At 60.8% G+C, this 15620-nt stretch carries 15 protein-coding genes and 2 tRNA genes; 4 read left to right on the top strand and 13 right to left on the bottom strand.

The genetic code is table 11. From position 1 onward, the window contains the following. Positions 1–215: 215 nt before the first annotated feature. Positions 216–292 (bottom strand) — tRNA-Met (locus PMI20_RS09585). A 187-nt stretch (positions 293–479) separates the two neighbouring features. Then, a tRNA-Met gene (locus PMI20_RS09590) sits at positions 480–556 on the bottom strand. A gap of 299 nt (positions 557–855) precedes the next feature. Here PMI20_RS09590 and dinB point away from each other — a divergent pair. Next, a complete protein-coding gene (gene dinB / locus PMI20_RS09595) occupies positions 856–1917 on the top strand; it encodes a DNA polymerase IV (protein WP_007923918.1) in 1062 nt (353 codons plus the stop codon). 65 nt (positions 1918–1982) lie between these two features. On the opposite strand, the gene PMI20_RS09600 is transcribed toward dinB, so the two are convergent. The 4 genes from PMI20_RS09600 to PMI20_RS09615 form a co-directional block, all read right to left on the bottom strand. After that, the gene (locus tag PMI20_RS09600) at positions 1983–2936 is read right to left on the bottom strand and encodes a hypothetical protein (protein WP_007923917.1); all 954 of its coding nucleotides are present in this window, start codon (positions 2934–2936) and stop codon (positions 1983–1985) included. A gap of 17 nt (positions 2937–2953) precedes the next feature. Beyond that, positions 2954–4669: a proline--tRNA ligase gene (locus tag PMI20_RS09605; RefSeq protein ID WP_007923915.1), complete on the bottom strand. Its 1716-nt coding sequence runs from the start codon at positions 4667–4669 to the stop codon at positions 2954–2956. A 129-nt stretch (positions 4670–4798) separates the two neighbouring features. Next, the gene (locus tag PMI20_RS09610; protein WP_007923912.1) at positions 4799–6376 is read right to left on the bottom strand and encodes an AmpG family muropeptide MFS transporter; all 1578 of its coding nucleotides are present in this window, start codon (positions 6374–6376) and stop codon (positions 4799–4801) included. A 44-nt stretch (positions 6377–6420) separates the two neighbouring features. Further along, positions 6421–6774 carry an MGMT family protein gene (locus tag PMI20_RS09615; protein WP_007923910.1) on the bottom strand — a complete coding sequence of 118 codons (354 nt, stop codon included), beginning with the start codon at positions 6772–6774 and terminating at the stop codon, positions 6421–6423. A 164-nt stretch (positions 6775–6938) separates the two neighbouring features. Between PMI20_RS09615 and PMI20_RS09620 the strand changes: the two genes are divergently transcribed. Then, a complete protein-coding gene (locus PMI20_RS09620; protein ID WP_007923908.1) occupies positions 6939–7946 on the top strand; it encodes a DUF481 domain-containing protein in 1008 nt (335 codons plus the stop codon). Between the two features lie 104 nt (positions 7947–8050). Here the strand turns inward: PMI20_RS09620 and PMI20_RS09625 are convergent, their stop codons facing one another. Together PMI20_RS09625 and PMI20_RS09630 are read right to left on the bottom strand one after the other, a co-directional pair. Continuing rightward, entirely contained in the window at positions 8051–9433 is a 1383-nt protein-coding gene (locus tag PMI20_RS09625) for a toxin-antitoxin system YwqK family antitoxin (RefSeq protein ID WP_238543414.1), read from the bottom strand. Between the two features lie 161 nt (positions 9434–9594). Further along, a complete protein-coding gene (locus PMI20_RS09630; protein ID WP_002554837.1) occupies positions 9595–9804 on the bottom strand; it encodes a cold-shock protein in 210 nt (69 codons plus the stop codon). A gap of 352 nt (positions 9805–10156) precedes the next feature. Between PMI20_RS09630 and dcd the strand changes: the two genes are divergently transcribed. Then, on the top strand, positions 10157–10723 hold the full coding sequence (gene dcd, locus PMI20_RS09635) for a dCTP deaminase (RefSeq protein WP_007923906.1): 567 nt from the start codon (positions 10157–10159) through the stop codon (positions 10721–10723). A gap of 105 nt (positions 10724–10828) precedes the next feature. Then, complete coding sequence (locus PMI20_RS09640; protein ID WP_007923905.1) at positions 10829–11035, top strand: hypothetical protein; 207 nt, start codon at positions 10829–10831, stop codon at positions 11033–11035. A gap of 77 nt (positions 11036–11112) precedes the next feature. Here PMI20_RS09640 and PMI20_RS09645 read toward each other — a convergent pair whose 3' ends face one another. Genes PMI20_RS09645 through PMI20_RS09665 form a run of 5 tightly spaced genes read right to left on the bottom strand, consistent with a single transcriptional unit; the run spans position 11113 to position 15304 of the window. Then, the gene (locus PMI20_RS09645; protein WP_007923904.1) at positions 11113–11877 is read right to left on the bottom strand and encodes an ABC transporter ATP-binding protein; all 765 of its coding nucleotides are present in this window, start codon (positions 11875–11877) and stop codon (positions 11113–11115) included. 13 nt (positions 11878–11890) lie between these two features. Next, positions 11891–13009, bottom strand: coding sequence for a succinylglutamate desuccinylase/aspartoacylase family protein (locus PMI20_RS09650; protein WP_007923903.1), 1119 nt, complete (start codon positions 13007–13009; stop codon positions 11891–11893). A gap of 20 nt (positions 13010–13029) precedes the next feature. Beyond that, positions 13030–13740 (bottom strand): ABC transporter permease, encoded by a 711-nt coding sequence (locus PMI20_RS09655; RefSeq protein ID WP_007923902.1) that lies wholly within the window; start codon positions 13738–13740, stop codon positions 13030–13032. Beyond that, positions 13737–14465, bottom strand: a complete 729-nt coding sequence (locus tag PMI20_RS09660; RefSeq protein ID WP_007923901.1) for an ABC transporter permease — start codon at positions 14463–14465, stop codon at positions 13737–13739. The genes PMI20_RS09655 and PMI20_RS09660 overlap by 4 nt, the downstream gene beginning before the upstream one ends. Positions 14466–14521: 56 nt before the next feature. Continuing rightward, on the bottom strand, positions 14522–15304 hold the full coding sequence (locus tag PMI20_RS09665; protein ID WP_007923900.1) for a transporter substrate-binding domain-containing protein: 783 nt from the start codon (positions 15302–15304) through the stop codon (positions 14522–14524). Positions 15305–15620 lie beyond the last annotated feature (316 nt).

Below are 15620 nucleotides of genomic sequence, written 5' to 3' on the forward strand. Positions count from 1 at the left end.
AAAAAATAGTTTCAAATATTAACGCGTCTCACCATGGCCCTGCGAGCCCGGACGGCCAGCGTTTTCAAGCGGCTGCCTGGCAATGAGCATAGCGGGTTGGAAAGGGTGGGGGAGGTGACTGACGGTTCACAGGAGGTTGCCAGGTCATTGTTGCGAAAAGATTTTTTCGACAGATACAAAAAAGGCCACTCTTTCGAGTAGCCTTTTTTGTTGTTTGGTTGCGGGAGCCGGATTTGAACCGACGACCTTCGGGTTATGAGCCCGACGAGCTACCAGGCTGCTCCATCCCGCGTCTGTGTGGCGGCATTCTACAGACGAACGCCGGAGTGTCAACCGTTAATGGTCCATTGAGTCAAATAAGTGTTGAATGACTCGCAAGGCGGGCTAAGTCCCGGTACTGCAAAGGGTTTTGTTTTGCGCGACAACAAAACGAGCGCGCACAAAAAAGGCCACTCTTTCGAGTAGCCTTTTTTGATGTTTGGTTGCGGGAGCCGGATTTGAACCGACGACCTTCGGGTTATGAGCCCGACGAGCTACCAGACTGCTCCATCCCGCGTCTGTGTGGCGGCATTCTACAGAGGATCGCCGGCCTGTCAACCGATTGGCCGAAAAAAACTGTTCTCGTTCAACTGCTTAGCTTGAAAATACCGCCCCTGGATCGACCCTGAGGGCATGCTGCACAAGGCTTTCAGCTCTATTGAGGGGCTTTGACCGATTGAGAAAACAAATTCATCTTCCGATTTTTCTGGTGGCAGGCAGGAGAAATCAAACTACTGGTGCTATATACAGTTCTCGGTGAGATACTGTCGCCCTGTCTTGTGATCGACCTCTTGCTTCCATGAACTCTGCCTTTATATGACGCAGCGCAAAATCATCCACATCGACTGCGATTGCTTCTACGCCGCCATCGAAATGCGCGACGACCCGCAATTGGCCGGCAGGCCGATGGCGGTGGGCGGCTCGGCGGAGCGACGCGGGGTGATCGCCACTTGCAACTATGAGGCCCGCGCTTTTGGCGTGCGTTCGGCCATGTCCTCGCGGCATGCGCTGACGCTGTGCCCCGACCTGCTGATCGTCAAGCCGCGCATGGAAGCCTACCGGGAAGCGTCGAAAGAGATTCATACGATCTTTCGCGACTACACCGACCTGATCGAGCCTTTATCCCTGGATGAGGCCTATCTGGACGTTTCCGACAGCCCCAACTTCGCCGGCAGCGCCACGCGCATCGCCCAGGACATTCGTCGCCGGGTCTCCAACCAGCTGCATATCACGGTGTCGGCCGGGGTGGCGCCAAACAAGTTCCTGGCCAAGATCGCCAGCGACTGGAAAAAGCCCAATGGCCTGTTCGTGATCACCCCGGACCAGGTCGAGGACTTCGTTTCGGCCTTGCCGGTCAACAAGCTGCATGGCGTGGGCAAGGTCACGGCCGACAAGCTGGGACGCCTGGGCATTGTCAGCTGCGAGGCATTGCGCGAATGGAGCAAGCTGGCGCTGGTGCGCGAGTTCGGCAGTTTTGGCGAGCGGTTGTGGAACCTCGCCCGGGGCATCGATGAGCGACCGGTGCAGAACGACAGTCGCCGGCAGTCCATCAGCGTGGAAAACACCTACGACGTCGATCTGCCCGATCTGCAGAGCTGCCTGGATAAACTCCCGGAGTTGATGCAGACCCTGGCCGGTCGGATCGAGCGCATCGACAGCAGCTATCGTCCGGGCAAGCCATTCGTCAAAGTGAAGTTTCACGATTTCACCCAGACCACGCTCGAACAGGCGGGGGCAGGGCGGGACCTGGAGAGTTACCGGCAGCTTTTGACCCAGGCGTTCAAGCGCGGGGACAGGCCGGTGCGGCTATTGGGGATTGGTGTGCGTTTGCAGGATCTGCGTGGCGGGCATGAGCAGCTGGAGTTGTTCAGCCGTTGAAACAGCATCGCGAGCCAGCCCACCCCCGCAGTGCGGAAACAGGCTGGCTCGCGATGGTTATCTGATCAATGGGCGCCGGGATCGGCGACCAGGCGGCCGGCGTTCTTGGTCAGCGACTTGAGAAATTCGCTTTGCAGCTCCGGATCGTTGCGGGTCAGCTCGATCAGGCTCTGCTCCAGTTCGCTGGCTTCTTCTTCCAGGCCCAGTTCGGAGAGACGCTTGACCCGGTGCACCCACTGGCTCACTTCGTCATCTTCGAGGTCGTCGTAGATCAGGTTGTGCGCTTCCAGCAGCTTGCCGCGCAGGGTGTTGCTGATGGCCAGCGACGAGTCGGAATGCACGTCGTCCTGGGCGTCCGCGACACTGATCTGCAGCTTGCCGATGTGGTTCAGGTCCTGCTCGGAAAACGGGCTGTCCAACAGGTTCAGGCGCAGTACGCCGTTGCGGTCGGTGCTCAGCTCATGGGTTTCCTTGCCGGCCTTGACCTGCACCGGGCGCTCGCTCCAGGGCAGGCTCGAATACTCCACGCGCTTGTCGCGCTGGACTTCATCGATCCCCGCCAGGTTCTGCTGCGCCCGACCGTGGGACTGCACGTTCATGAACGGGTTGAGCCCGGCCACGCCGTAGCTGATCCAGTCCTTGGTGACGCTGTCCGGCAGGTTGCCCAGGGCAAACACATTGACCACGTTGGCGCCGACACCCGCGACCACGGCTACCGCACCCAGTGGGATCTCGTAGAGCTCCCGCCAGGGTTGATAGGGCGTGTAGCGATCGTAGCGACGCGTGACTTCGAACTCGGTGACTTCGAAGGTCTTCTGCTCGTGGATGCGTACCCGGCGTTGCGGCAGCTCAAGCACCTTAGGCTCACCGACATCGATCTGCAGGCTGTGATCGAGCAATTTGCGCTCGACACGTTCCTCGTGCTCGCTGCGTTGCGACATCTGGTTGGCACAGCCGCTGAGCAACAGGGCGCCGCACAAGGCGGCGCCACCGAGGCTTAAGGTGTTTCGCTTGAACATGACTTCTCTATCTGGTTTCAGCGACGGATACGGGCTTGGAGGAAGGACAGCACGTCAGCCACCGGCAGCGCTTGCGCCTCGGCTTCGGTACGGCTCTTGTATTCCAGGTTGCCTTCGGCGAGGCCGCGGTCGCTGACCACGATCCGGTGTGGAATGCCGATCAGCTCCATGTCCGCGAACTTGATGCCCGGGCTGGTCTTCTTGTCGCGGTCGTCCAGCAGCACTTCGAAGCCGGCGGCGGTGAGTTGTGCGTACAGCTTGTCTGTGGCTTCGCGAACCTGCTCGGTTTCATAGCGCAGCGGTACCAGGGCGATCTGGAACGGGGCCAGGGTGTCGCTCCAGATGATGCCGTTCTCGTCGTTGTTCTGCTCGATGGCCGCGGCCACCACGCGGGACACGCCGATGCCGTAGCAGCCCATTTCCAGGGTGACCGGCTTGCCGTTCTCGCCCAGCACTTCGCACTTCATCGCCTTGCTGTACTTGTTGCCCAGCTGGAAGATGTGCCCGACTTCAATGCCGCGCTTGATTTCCAGGGTGCCCTTGCCGTCCGGGCTTGGGTCACCGCTGACGACATTGCGCAGGTCGGCCACGGTCGGGACCGGCATGTCGCGTTCCCAGTTGAAGCCGAAATAGTGCTTGTCGTCGACGTTCGCGCCGATACCGAAGTCGCTCATCAGGGCCACCGAGCGGTCGACGATGATTGGCAGCGGCAGGTTCAGCGGGCCCAGGGAGCCGGCGCCGGCGCCGATGGCGTCACGCAGTTCGGTTTCCGAAGCCATCACCAGCGGGCTGGCGACGCCAGGCTGGTTGGCGGCCTTGATTTCGTTCAGCTCGTGGTCGCCACGGATGATCAGGGCGATCAGCTTGCCGGCTTCCTCGGCGTGCACCACCAGGGTCTTGACGGTCTTTTCGATCGGCAGGTTGTAGCCTTCCACCAGTTGCGCGATGGTTTTCGCGTCAGGGGTGTCGACCAGGCGCAGTTCTTCGCTCGGCGCCGGGCGCGAGGTTTCCCGTGGCACGGCTTCGGCTTTCTCGATGTTCGCCGCGTAGTCGGAGCCGTTGCTGAAAACGATGTCGTCTTCGCCGGACTCGGCCAGTACGTGGAATTCGTGGGAGCCGGCGCCGCCGATGGAGCCGTTGTCGGCTTCGACCGGACGGAACTTCAGGCCCAGGCGGGTGAACACGTTGCAGTAGGCCTGGTGCATGCGGTCATAGGTGACCTGCAGCGATGCCTGGTCGGCGTGGAAGGAATAGGCGTCCTTCATGATGAACTCGCGACCGCGCATCAGGCCGAAGCGTGGGCGGATTTCATCGCGGAATTTGGTCTGGATCTGGTACAGGTTGATCGGCAACTGCTTGTAGCTGCTCAGTTCGTTGCGGGCCAGATCGGTGATCACTTCTTCGTGGGTCGGACCGGCGCAGAAGTCGCGACCGTGGCGATCCTTGAAGCGCAGCAGTTCAGGGCCGTACTCCTCCCAGCGCCCGGATTCCTGCCACAGTTCAGCCGGCTGCGTGCTCGGCATCAACACTTCAAGCGAGCCGGCGGCGTTCATTTCTTCACGAACGATGGCTTCGACCTTGCGCATCACCCGCAGGCCCATCGGGAGCCAGGTGTACAGGCCCGAGGCCAGTTTGCGGATCATGCCGGCGCGCAGCATCAGCTGATGGCTGATCACGACCGCATCGGAAGGCGTTTCTTTCTGTGTGGCGAGCAAAAATTGACTGGTGCGCATGGTAGGCCGTTGTCGGTTGCTGAAGACTAGAAATGACGAAGCATTGTACGGGCGAGAACCGTTGGCGTACAGGATTGCGGCCGGGGGAGGTCGGGGCGCCGGATGAATGCCGGTATGCCCCGGGGTTTCCTAGGGTTCTTCGCTGACAGCTGTAGCGGGTGGCGTGGCCGGCGGTGTGGCTTCGGGCGCTTGCGGCGGTTCGGCGCGACGGTTTTCCTGGAACCAGTGCAGGGCGATCAGGACCAGGGTCGGCACGCCGAGCAGGGCAGTGATCAGGAAGAAGTCGTGATAGCCGAACTTCTCCACCATGACCCCCGAATAACCGCCGATCAGGCGCGGCAACAGCAGCATGATCGAGCTGAGCAGGGCGTACTGGGTCGCCGAGAACTTCAGGTTGGTCAGGCTCGACAGGTAGGCGACGAAGGCCGAGGTGGCCAGGCCCGAGCTGAAGTTGTCCAGGGAAATGGTCACCACCAGCATCTGCAGGTTGGGGCCCATGTCGGCCAGCATCAGGAACAGCAGGTTGGTCGCGGCCGAGGCGGCGCCGCCGATGAACAGGATCGGCAGGATGCCGAAGCGCACGATCAGCAGGCCGCCCATGCCGGCGCCGACCAGGGTCATGATCAGGCCGAAAATCTTGCTGACGCTGGCGATCTGGTCCTTGGTGAAGCCCTGGTCGATGTAGAACACGTTGGCCATCACGCCCATCACCGTGTCCGACATCCGATAGGTGGCGATCAGGCCCAGCAGCAGCAGGGCTTGCCAGCGGTAGCGCAGGATGAAGTCATTGACCGGCGTCAGCACCGGAGCCAGGCCGCGGCGACCCATGGCCGACAGGCACAGCGAGGTCAGGATGATATAGAGAATGGCGCGCAGGAACGCTCGGTCTTCCAGTAGCAGGTCCAGCAGGCTGGCGCCTTCGAACAGCACGCTGGCGAAGTCGGTGTTGTAGAGCTGGGTGAACATCGCCGGCACGGACACCAGCAGCACGATCAGCACGAATACCGACACCAGCTGGTGCACGAAACTGTAGCGCCCGGCCGACAGCTGGGTGCGCAGCGGCACCGGCGGTTCGCGCATGAACAGGGTGGTCAGCAGGGCCGGGATCATCAGCACGCCGAACAGCACGTAGGTGCCGGTCCAGGCCGCGTGTTTATAGCTGAAACCGGTGGAGCCGAAACCTTCGGCGAAGAACAGGGCGCCAGCGGTGGCCAGCAGGGCGGCGACGCGGTAGCCGGACATATAGGCGGCAGCCAGGGCGGCCTGGCGGCTGTCTTCGGCGATTTCCAGGCGGTAGGCGTCCACCGCGATGTCCTGGGTGGCAGAGGCGAAGGCGACGATAACCGCAATGGCGATCAGCCAGGACAGGTGCTTTTGCGGATCGCAGAACCCCATGCCGATCAGCCCGAGCAGCACCAGCGATTGCGACAGGACCAGCCAGGAGCGGCGGCGTCCGAGTTTGCCCAGCAAGGGTAGGCGCCATTGGTCGAGCAAGGGCGACCAGACCCATTTGAAGGCGTAGGCCAGACCGATCAGGCTGGCGTAGCCAATGGTTTCGCGAGCCACACCGGCTTCGCGCAACCAGACTGAAAGTGTCGAAAACACCAGCATGTAAGGCAGGCCGGCGGCGAAACCAAGCAGCAACAGCACGAGCGTCGAGGGGCTGGCATAGGCGGCGAGCGCGGCGCGCCAGGTTTTACGGGGCATGGGCTGGAGTCTGCCTCAAGAATTACGGAAACAAAGCGCGCACTCTAACCGCTGTGCTCTACCGGACGCCAGCCATGGCGCCGAATATCCACACGATTGTTCAGGATCGAGACACCTTCCATACGCAGTCGCGCGCGCTGTTCGTCGCCCGAAGCGCTGCCCACGGGCAGGCTGATGCGCCCGCCCGCGCCCAGTACGCGGTGCCAGGGCAGGGTGGTGTCGGTGGGCAACTGGCTGAGGGTGCGTCCCACCCAGCGCGCCGCGCGACCCAGGCCCGCCATTTCCGCCAGTTGCCCATAGCTGATTACCTTGCCTTCCGGGACCTGGGCCAGGGTCAGGTAGAGCGCCGTGCGTCGGATTTCGGCAGGGCTTTGGTCGGCGTCGAGCGGTTCGATCACGTTCGGGTTTCCTGATGCAGGCCTGTAAACCGTCTGTAGGACAAAGAGGTTATTAACCGTTGAGAATTGAACTCACTATAGATAGTCGAGTCAGTCCCTACCTGAGGTTTTATTCATGTGGATAATGCCGGTTTTTTTCGCGAACTCGAGCCTTGTATCTGTTTATGTTGTCCAGAACCCTGCTGTGCCTTGCCGTTTTCAGTACCGCCACGCCTTTGCTCGCCGATACCGTCTGGTTGAAGAACGGTGACCGTCTGAGTGGCAAGATCAAGCTGTTCGACGGTGGCAAGTTATTGATCCAGACCGAGTATGCCGGGGCCATCCCGATCGACTGGAAGCAGGTCAAGACGCTGGAGAGCGATCAGGAACTGCTGGTCAAGCAGGATGCCTACACCGGCGAGAAGGCCAAGTCCCTGCACGCGGCGGAAGACGGCAAGGTCACCTTGGCCAATGGCGAGGCGCCGAAGACTGTCGAGCTGGCGAGCATCCAGCAGATCATGAAGCCCAAGCCGGTGGTCGAGGACCTGGTATGGAAGGGCAATGTCGACATGGCGCTGGATTATCAGCGGGCGGAAAAGGACACCGACGACTACGACATCGACTTCAAGACCTCGGCGCGCCACGGCAAATGGCGGCACACGGCGGAAGGTGAGTACAACCGCGAATTCCAGAACGATGTGGTCACCACCGACAACTGGCGCGGCGAATACGCACTGGACCGCTTCCTCACCGATAAATGGTTCTGGCAAGGGCGGTTGAATTACAAGCGTGACAAGGTCGAGGAGCTGGCGCGCCAGCGCGTGGTGGGTACCGGTCCGGGTTACCAGTTCTGGGATAACGAATTGGGTGCGTTCTCCCTGGGTTCGCTGCTCAACCGCACCGACTACGAGTACAAGGATGGCGGCAAAGACAACTTCTATTCCCTGGCCATGAAGTGGGACTACAACCGTTACCTGATTGGCAAGCGGGTCGAGTTGTTTACCAATGGCGAGGTGGGGCGGCCGCTGTCCAATATTGCCGATTACGCCCTGGATGCCGAGATCGGCCTGCGCTACAAGGTCACGGAATGGGCGTCGCTCAACCTCAAGGCCGAACGGGACATCATCAGTGGCACCAAGGACAGCGATCTCAACAAGACCCGCTACACCGCGGGGTTTGGCGTCGCCTGGTAAGCTCGCAGGCCTGGAAATGAAAAAGTCCCGCGGTTTGCACCCGCGGGACTTTTTTGTTTGGCAGCGCAAGAGTGCTGTCTCAATAGCGCTGCGTTATGTCAGCCTCAACTGCATGCACCTTGACGGGTGCCCGTCTGGTACTGGCATTCGCTCTGCAGGCTGCCGTCCTCGTTCCAGAGGCGCATCCAGTCATGCTCTTTGCCATCCAGGTAATCGGTAGATGATTCCATCTGACCGCTGTCGTACCAGGTGACGGCGGGGCCTTCGAGTTTCGCGTCCTTGTAGACCTTGTGCTCCTTGAGCTGGCCGTTGTCGTACCAGGCCTTGAAGTCGCCCTGCTCGCGGTGCTGTTCATCCCATTGCCACTGGAGGGTTTGCACGCCCTGTTCGTTCCAGAGGGCATAACTGCGCTGGGTGCCGTGTTCGTCGTTGAATTGCTTCTGCTTTACCTTGCCGTTGGGGTGGTACTGGATTTGCCAACCCACGGGCTGGTTGTCAACGAAGTCGACTGTGCTTTCCAGTGTGCCGTCAGGGTAATAGGACGGGCTGGGGCCGACTTTCTTGCCGGCAACGAACTGCCCGCTGTCTTTGATCTTGCCATCCGGGTAATAGCTGGTGATCGGGCCGTCCGGCAGATTCGCCCGGTAGGTGATGCGCCCGACCCGCTTGCCGTTCTCGTCGTATTCCAGGTATTCGCCGTCGACGCGTTTGCCCTGGCGCCAGTTGTAGGACTCGGCGACTTTTCCATTGTCGTGGTAGGTGCTCTGCCAGCCCTCGAGGAGGCCGTCCCTATAGTTCGAGCGTTTAACCACGACACCGCTCTCGGAGTAGGTCAGCGCTTCTCCCTGGCGTTTGCCATTGAGGTCATAGCCAGCGCTGTGGCGGACCTGGCCGTCCGGATAGTAGGTTTTCGAGGCATGAACGGCCTTGCCCGAAACGAAGTCTTCGGCGCTGACGAAACAGTCCCGGCGCAGGGTGCCTGATTCGACATAGAAGATTTTCGCGTTCCAGGCTTTTTGCCGCTTGTCATAGCTCATCGGCATCGTCAGGAAGTACGAGGCCTGGCCTTGGCCCGTCGGCGCATAACGCTCGTCGAGGTAGAGCTTGCCGTCGACCAGGGATGCGGTCAGTTCGCGGCATTCCTGGGCGGTGCAGGGCCGGACCTTTTCGAAAAAGGCTCGTTTTCCGTCGCAGTCTGAGAGGGTCAGCAGGAGTGGGGTCTGGTCATCGATCAGTTGCTGGATTTCTTCCAGGGCCTGGCCGAACGACTCCGCGGGGATGCCTGAGGATTCAGGGGTGAGGTAAACCTCGTTGCTGCCGCAACGATGGGCGCTGGAAAGCTCCAGCAGTACCGCGCGTCGCAACTCGGGTTGTTGTTGCGAGTCCTTGGCAATGTAGCTGGCGCCGCTGTCCATGCCGACGATGATCGTTGGAGGGTCGGGGCGAGGTGTGGCGTTGAGTGCGAGAGGGAGGGCGAGTGTGAGCACCGCTGCGCTCAACAACTTCCGGTGTCTGAACGGCATCCTGCAGTTTCCATATGATTGTCCGAGGGGGCGGATCATATAGCCTGGGTGCCATTAAGCAAAAACATCCGGGCACAAAAAAGCCCCGCTTTGAGGGCGGGGCTTTTTTACTGTTTCAGTACAAGTTAGATAACTTGAACTTCTTCAGCTTGCATGCCTTTCTGACCGCGGGTAGCGATGAAAGAAACCTGTTGGCCTTCTTTCAGGCTTTTGAAGCCGTCGGATTGGATAGCTTTGAAGTGTACGAACAGGTCGTCACCGGATTGTGGAGTGATGAAGCCGAAGCCTTTTTCATCGTTGAACCACTTAACGGTACCGGTTTGGCGATTAGACATGGTGTATCTCCTTGGACAAAGTTAACTGCGACTCAGGAAAAGCCCTGGCCGAGACTGAGTGCAAAGAGCAGGAAAAATTCTTGGAGATGGTTGGATCGAAATTCAACATCGTGTAGAGATTCTCAGTGACACAAGCAGCACAGTGGCGCCACCTTAACCCTTTTTCCGGAACCTGCCAATGTTCTTTGCCAAGGATTCGCGCTTTTAGTGACTGGCGGTGCCGTACATACCTTCCAGCCCGCAAGTATTGCGGCTTTCAGCGAGAAAAGCGGCCCAGACTTTGAACCCGCAGGCGCACCCCGGTAAGATGCCGGACAGAATTTTTCCACCTCGCTATTTCAGGACACCCGCCATGAGCATCAAATCGGACAAGTGGATTCGCCGCATGGCGCAAGAGCACGGCATGATCGAGCCTTTCGTGGAGCGCCAGATGCGCGGCGAAGGCGCGGAGCGGCTGATTTCCTTCGGCGTGTCGAGCTACGGCTACGATGTGCGTTGCGCCGATGAGTTCAAGGTGTTCACCAATATCAATTCGGCCACCGTCGATCCGAAAAACTTCGACGCCGGCAGCTTCGTCGACATCAAGAGCGACGTATGCATCATTCCGCCGAACTCCTTCGCCCTGGCCCGCACCGTCGAGTACTTCCGTATTCCGCGCAACGTGCTGACCATCTGCCTGGGTAAAAGCACCTACGCCCGTTGCGGCATCATCGTCAACGTCACCCCCCTCGAGCCTGAGTGGGAAGGTCACGTGACCCTGGAATTCTCTAACACCACCACCTTGCCGGCGAAGATCTACGCCAACGAAGGCGTGGCGCAGATGCTGTTCCTGGAGTCCGACGAAGAGTGCGAAGTGTCCTACAAGGACCGTGGCGGCAAATACCAGGGCCAGCGTGGCGTGACCCTGCCGCGTACCTGAGTCGTTCATCTGACAAATAGCGGGAATTCCTCAGCGGGCAGATACTCTAACCAGAGACTGCCCCGGTTTGCGCACAGCGGACCGTGCTTAGCTCAGGAGTGCCTCATGAAGATCGATCCGCTTATAAGCGCCACACTTGCCAGACTTGAGCCCAATCAGGTCGGCGTCCTGGCCTGGTCATTGCTGGCGCACCCCAGCGCGGCAGGCGGCATTCCCGGTCAACCCGACCCGGACACCCCGCAACCCGCCGAGCCGACCGAACCTGGCGAACCGACCTTGCCGGACGAACCGCCTCCCGCTCCTGTCGCCTGATTGACGCCAACTCATAAAAAAGGCCAGCCCGCCGGACTCCACCGGCGGGCTGGCCTTTGTCCATAGCGGCGCCTGGCTTACTTCAGGTTACCGCTGAGGAACTGCTGCAAGCGCTCGCTCTTCGGGTTGCCCAGCACCTCTTCCGGCGCGCCTTCCTCTTCCACCAGGCCCTTGTGCAGGAACAGCACCTGGCTCGACACCTTGCGGGCGAAACTCATTTCATGGGTGACCATGATCATGGTCCGGCCTTCCTCGGCCAGGCCCTGGATCACCTTGAGCACTTCGCCCACCAGCTCCGGGTCGAGGGCCGAGGTGGGTTCGTCGAACAGCATCACTTCCGGCTCCATCGCCAACGCCCGGGCAATTGCCACCCGCTGTTGCTGGCCACCGGAGAGAAAGGCCGGGTACTGGCCAGCCACGCGGGCAGGCAGGCCGACCTTGTCCAGGTAGCGCCGGGCGCGGTCTTCGGCGTCCTTCTTGCTGATCCCCAGCACCCGGCGCGGCGCCATGGTGATGTTCTCCAGTACCGTCATGTGGCTCCACAGGTTGAAATGCTGGAACACCATGGCCAGACGGGTGCGAATCCGTTGCAGCTCGTCGGCGTCGGCCACGTGCATGCCATGGCGGTCCTTGACCATGCGGATCGGCTGGCCGTCCAGGCTCATGGCGCCGTCGTCCGGGATTTCCAGGAAGTTGATACAGCGCAGAAAGGTACTTTTGCCCGAGCCGCTGGCGCCGATCAGGCTGATGACGTCGCCGGTCTTCGCCTTGAGCGAAACACCTTTGAGCACTTCATTGTCGCCGTAGCATTTATGCAGGCCTTCAATGGTCAGTTTGTACATGGGGCATGCATCCTCAAGGCGAAAGTAGGTAGCCGCTGCGATAGGCTTCGCGGCCGGCGACATGGGCGATCACCATGCCGGCCGTGGCCATGCGGCGCAGCGAGCGGGCGTAGAGCAGGCCGGCGCAGCTGCAATGAATGGGGGTGACGCGATCGTTGATCGGGTCGATGACTTCGGCCACCTGTTGCCCGGCTTCCAGGTACTCCCCCGGCAGCGCGGTGAACACCAGCAGGCCGCCCACGGGCGTGGCCACAGGTTCCACACCGGCCAGCGGGGTGGCCGGGTAGGGCAACTCGGGCATGGGCGGAGCCTCGCCGGCGATGGCGCCGAAATGGCTCAGATAATCCAGTATGGCTTGGCAATCCCGGCTGGCTAGGTCGTGGTTGACGTCGCCCTGGCCGCGCAGCTCGACGGTGACCGAGAAGCTGCCGTGGGGAATGGCGAAGCGCTCGCCGAAACGCTGCTGCAATTGCCACCAGAGCAGGGTGAAGCACTCGTCGAACGACTGGCCGCCGGAATCGGTGGCCAGCAGGCAAGCTTGCGAGCCGATATAACAGGCCAGCGGTTCGACCTGCGGCCAGGCCTCGGGTGTGGTGTACAGATGGGCCACGGCTTCGAAATCGCAGTGCAGGTCCAGCACCATGTCCGCGTCGCAGGCCAGGCGCTGCAGGGCCAGGCGCTGGGACTGCAACTGGGTGCCGGCGGTCTGCCGCGCCAGGGCGTTGCGCAGGCTGGCGCGGATGATTTCACGGTTATGCCGCGGATCGTCGCCCAGTTGGCCTTCGATGTCGTTGCCGACCTCCTCGCCAAGGTCGAGGAACCAGCGATTGAAGTTCTGCCCGCTTTCCAGCTCGTAGCGGCCCAGCGGCACGTCCATCAACACTTGTTCCAGGCCGGCCGGGTTGGCCACCGGCACCAGGACGATTTCGCTGCGCAGGCGGCCCTGGGCCTCCAGTTCCGCCAGGCGTGCCTTGAGGTGCCAGGCCACGAGCATGCCCGGCAGTTCATCGGCGTGCAGCGACGACTGGATGTAGACCTTGCCTTCGGCCCGCTCGGGGCCGAAGTGAAAGCTGTGGATCTGGCGCGAGGTCCCCGGTAGCGGGGCGAGCAGATCATGAGTCTGTTGGCGCATGGATGATGATTTGCCTTGTTCTAGTGGGTCGGCCCGAGGAAGGCCAGCCAGCGGCGTTCGGCGAGGCGGAACAGGCCGACCAGGGCGAAGGTCACGGTGAGGTAGATCAGCGCGGCGATGCCGAAGGACTCGAAGGTCATGAAGGTGGCCGAGTTGGCGTCGCGGGCGACTTTCAGCACATCCGGGATGGTCGCGGTGAAGGCCACGGTGGTCGAGTGCAGCATCAGGATCACTTCGTTGCTGTAGTAGGGCAGCGAGCGGCGCAGGGCCGACGGCATGATCACGTAGGCGTACAGCTTCCAGCCGCTGAGGCCGTAGGCCTTGGCCGCCTCGACCTCGCCGTGGGCCATGCTGCGGATCGCCCCGGCGAAAATCTCCGTGGTGTAGGCGCAGGTGTTCAGGGCGAAGGCCAGGATGGTGCAGTTCATCGCGTCGCGAAAGAACGCGTCGAGCACGGGCTGGGCGCGGATCGCGGCGATGCTGTAGATCCCGGTGTAGCAGATCAACAGCTGGATATAGAGCGGCGTGCCGCGAAACAGGTAGGTGTAGAACTGCACCGGCCAGCGTAGGTAGAGCTTGGGCGAGACCCGGGCGATGGACAGCGGGATCGACACCAGGAAACCGATGAAGATCGAGGCGCTGAGCAGCCACATCGTCATCGCCAGGCCGGTGACGTTGTAGCCGTCGCTGTAAAGGAAGGGTTTCCAGTATTCCTGCAGGAGCTCGATCATCGCACCGCCTCCCGCGAACCCGCGGCATAGCGGCGTTCGAGCCAGCGCAGGACGACGTTGGAGGCGCTGGTGATGACCAGGTAGATCAACGCCGCTAGCACCAGGAAGTAGAACAGCTGATAGGTGCTCTTGCCGGCATCCTGGGCCGCCTTGACCAGGTCGGCCAGGCCGATGATCGACACCAGCGCGGTGGCCTTGAGCATCACCATCCAGTTATTGCCGATACCTGGCAGGGCAAAACGCATCATCTGCGGAAACACCACGAAGCGAAAACGCTGGCCGCGCTTGAGGCCGTAGGCGGTGGCGGCTTCTATCTGCCCGCGCGGCACGGCGAGGATGGCGCCACGGAAGGTTTCGGTGAAGTACGCTCCATAAATGAAGCCCAGGGTGATGACCCCGGCGCTGAATGGGTCGATCTCGATGTATTCCCATTCCATGAAGTTGGTGAAGGTGGTCAGCCAGGTTTGCAGGCTGTAGAAAATCAGCAGCATCAGCACCAGGTCCGGTACGCCGCGGATCAGCGTGGTGTAGAGCTGGGCGGGCAGGCGCAGCAGGCCCAGCCGCGAGAGTTTGGCGCTGGCGCCGAGCAGACCGAGCAGGACACTGAGTAACAGCGACAATACCGAGAGTTTGATGGTCATCCAGGTGCCTTCCAGCAACAACGGACCGAACCCCTTGAGGCTGAAGGCGGAAAGCCCAAGGGTTTGCAGAAGTTCTTCGAACATAAATCAGAGACCTGTGGCGATAAAAAAGGCGCCCATCGAGGATGGGCGCCAGGACCTTATTTACCGCTGTAGAGATTCAGATCGCCAAAGTGCTTTTTCTGAATGGTGGCGTAGGTGCCATCGTCGTGTAACGCTTTGATACCTTTATCCAGAAGCGCCTTGAGCTCTTTGTTACCTTTGGAGATACCGATAGCTGTCTTGGCCGGCAGCAGCGGGCTGTCCACTGGCTTGCTCACCTCGTAGTCGGCGCCTTGTGGCGACTTCAGGAAGCCCAGCTCGGCTTGCAGCATGTCCTGGATCGAGGCATCGAGGCGCCCGGAAATCAGGTCGGCATACACCTGGTCCTGGTTCTGGTAGGCCTGGGTTTTCACCCCAGCCTTGTCCAGCACGGCCTTGGCGTAGGCTTCCTGGATGGTGCCCTGCTCGTAGCCGACAGTCTTGCCCTTGAGCGAGGCGGTGTCTTCGGTCAGGCCGGAACCTTTCTTGAACACGAAGGAAGTCGGGCCGGAGAACAGTTCGTTGGAGAAGTCGATGACTTTCTCGCGGGCCGGGGTGACGGTCATGGATGAGATCACGCCGTCGAATTTATTGGCTTTAAGGCCCGGGATCATGCCGTCGAAGTCGCTTTCGACCCATTTGCACTTGACCTTCAGTTCGGCACAGATGGCATTGCCCAGATCGATGTCGAAGCCGACCAGGCTGCCATCGGCGGCCTTGGATTCAAAAGGTGCGTAGGACGGGTCAACGCCGAAGCGCAGTTCCTTGTATTCCTTGGCCAGCGCGGAGCCGGCGGCCATGCAGAGAGCCAGTGCAGAAAGGGTCAGCAATGCTTTTTTCATTATTAAATCCCTAAAAACCAATATGAGCGCTTGTGGCGCATTAGTACTGTTACTGCAAAGCGTCAGACTTAATGAAAGTAGCAATTTCCGAACCAGAGTCCCGAACAAGTGTTTTAAAAGGTGGTGCGAGAGCCTGTCGTGGGTTGGCAGCGCCCCAAAAAAGAGCGTGCGCAAGGCCTTGCATCAATAGGGCGCGTGGGAGATTTCGCGCAGGAAAGGGCGCGGCTGCCGAGAGCGTGGCAGGGCCGGATCGGTGAGGGGATTGAAGCGTTACAGGGTGCCAGCCCGCCCCTTGTGCAGAGGGACGGGCTGGCCG

This window comes from Pseudomonas sp. GM17, from assembly GCF_000282175.2.
GTDB classification, from domain to species: Bacteria; Pseudomonadota; Gammaproteobacteria; order Pseudomonadales; family Pseudomonadaceae; genus Aquipseudomonas; species Aquipseudomonas chlororaphis.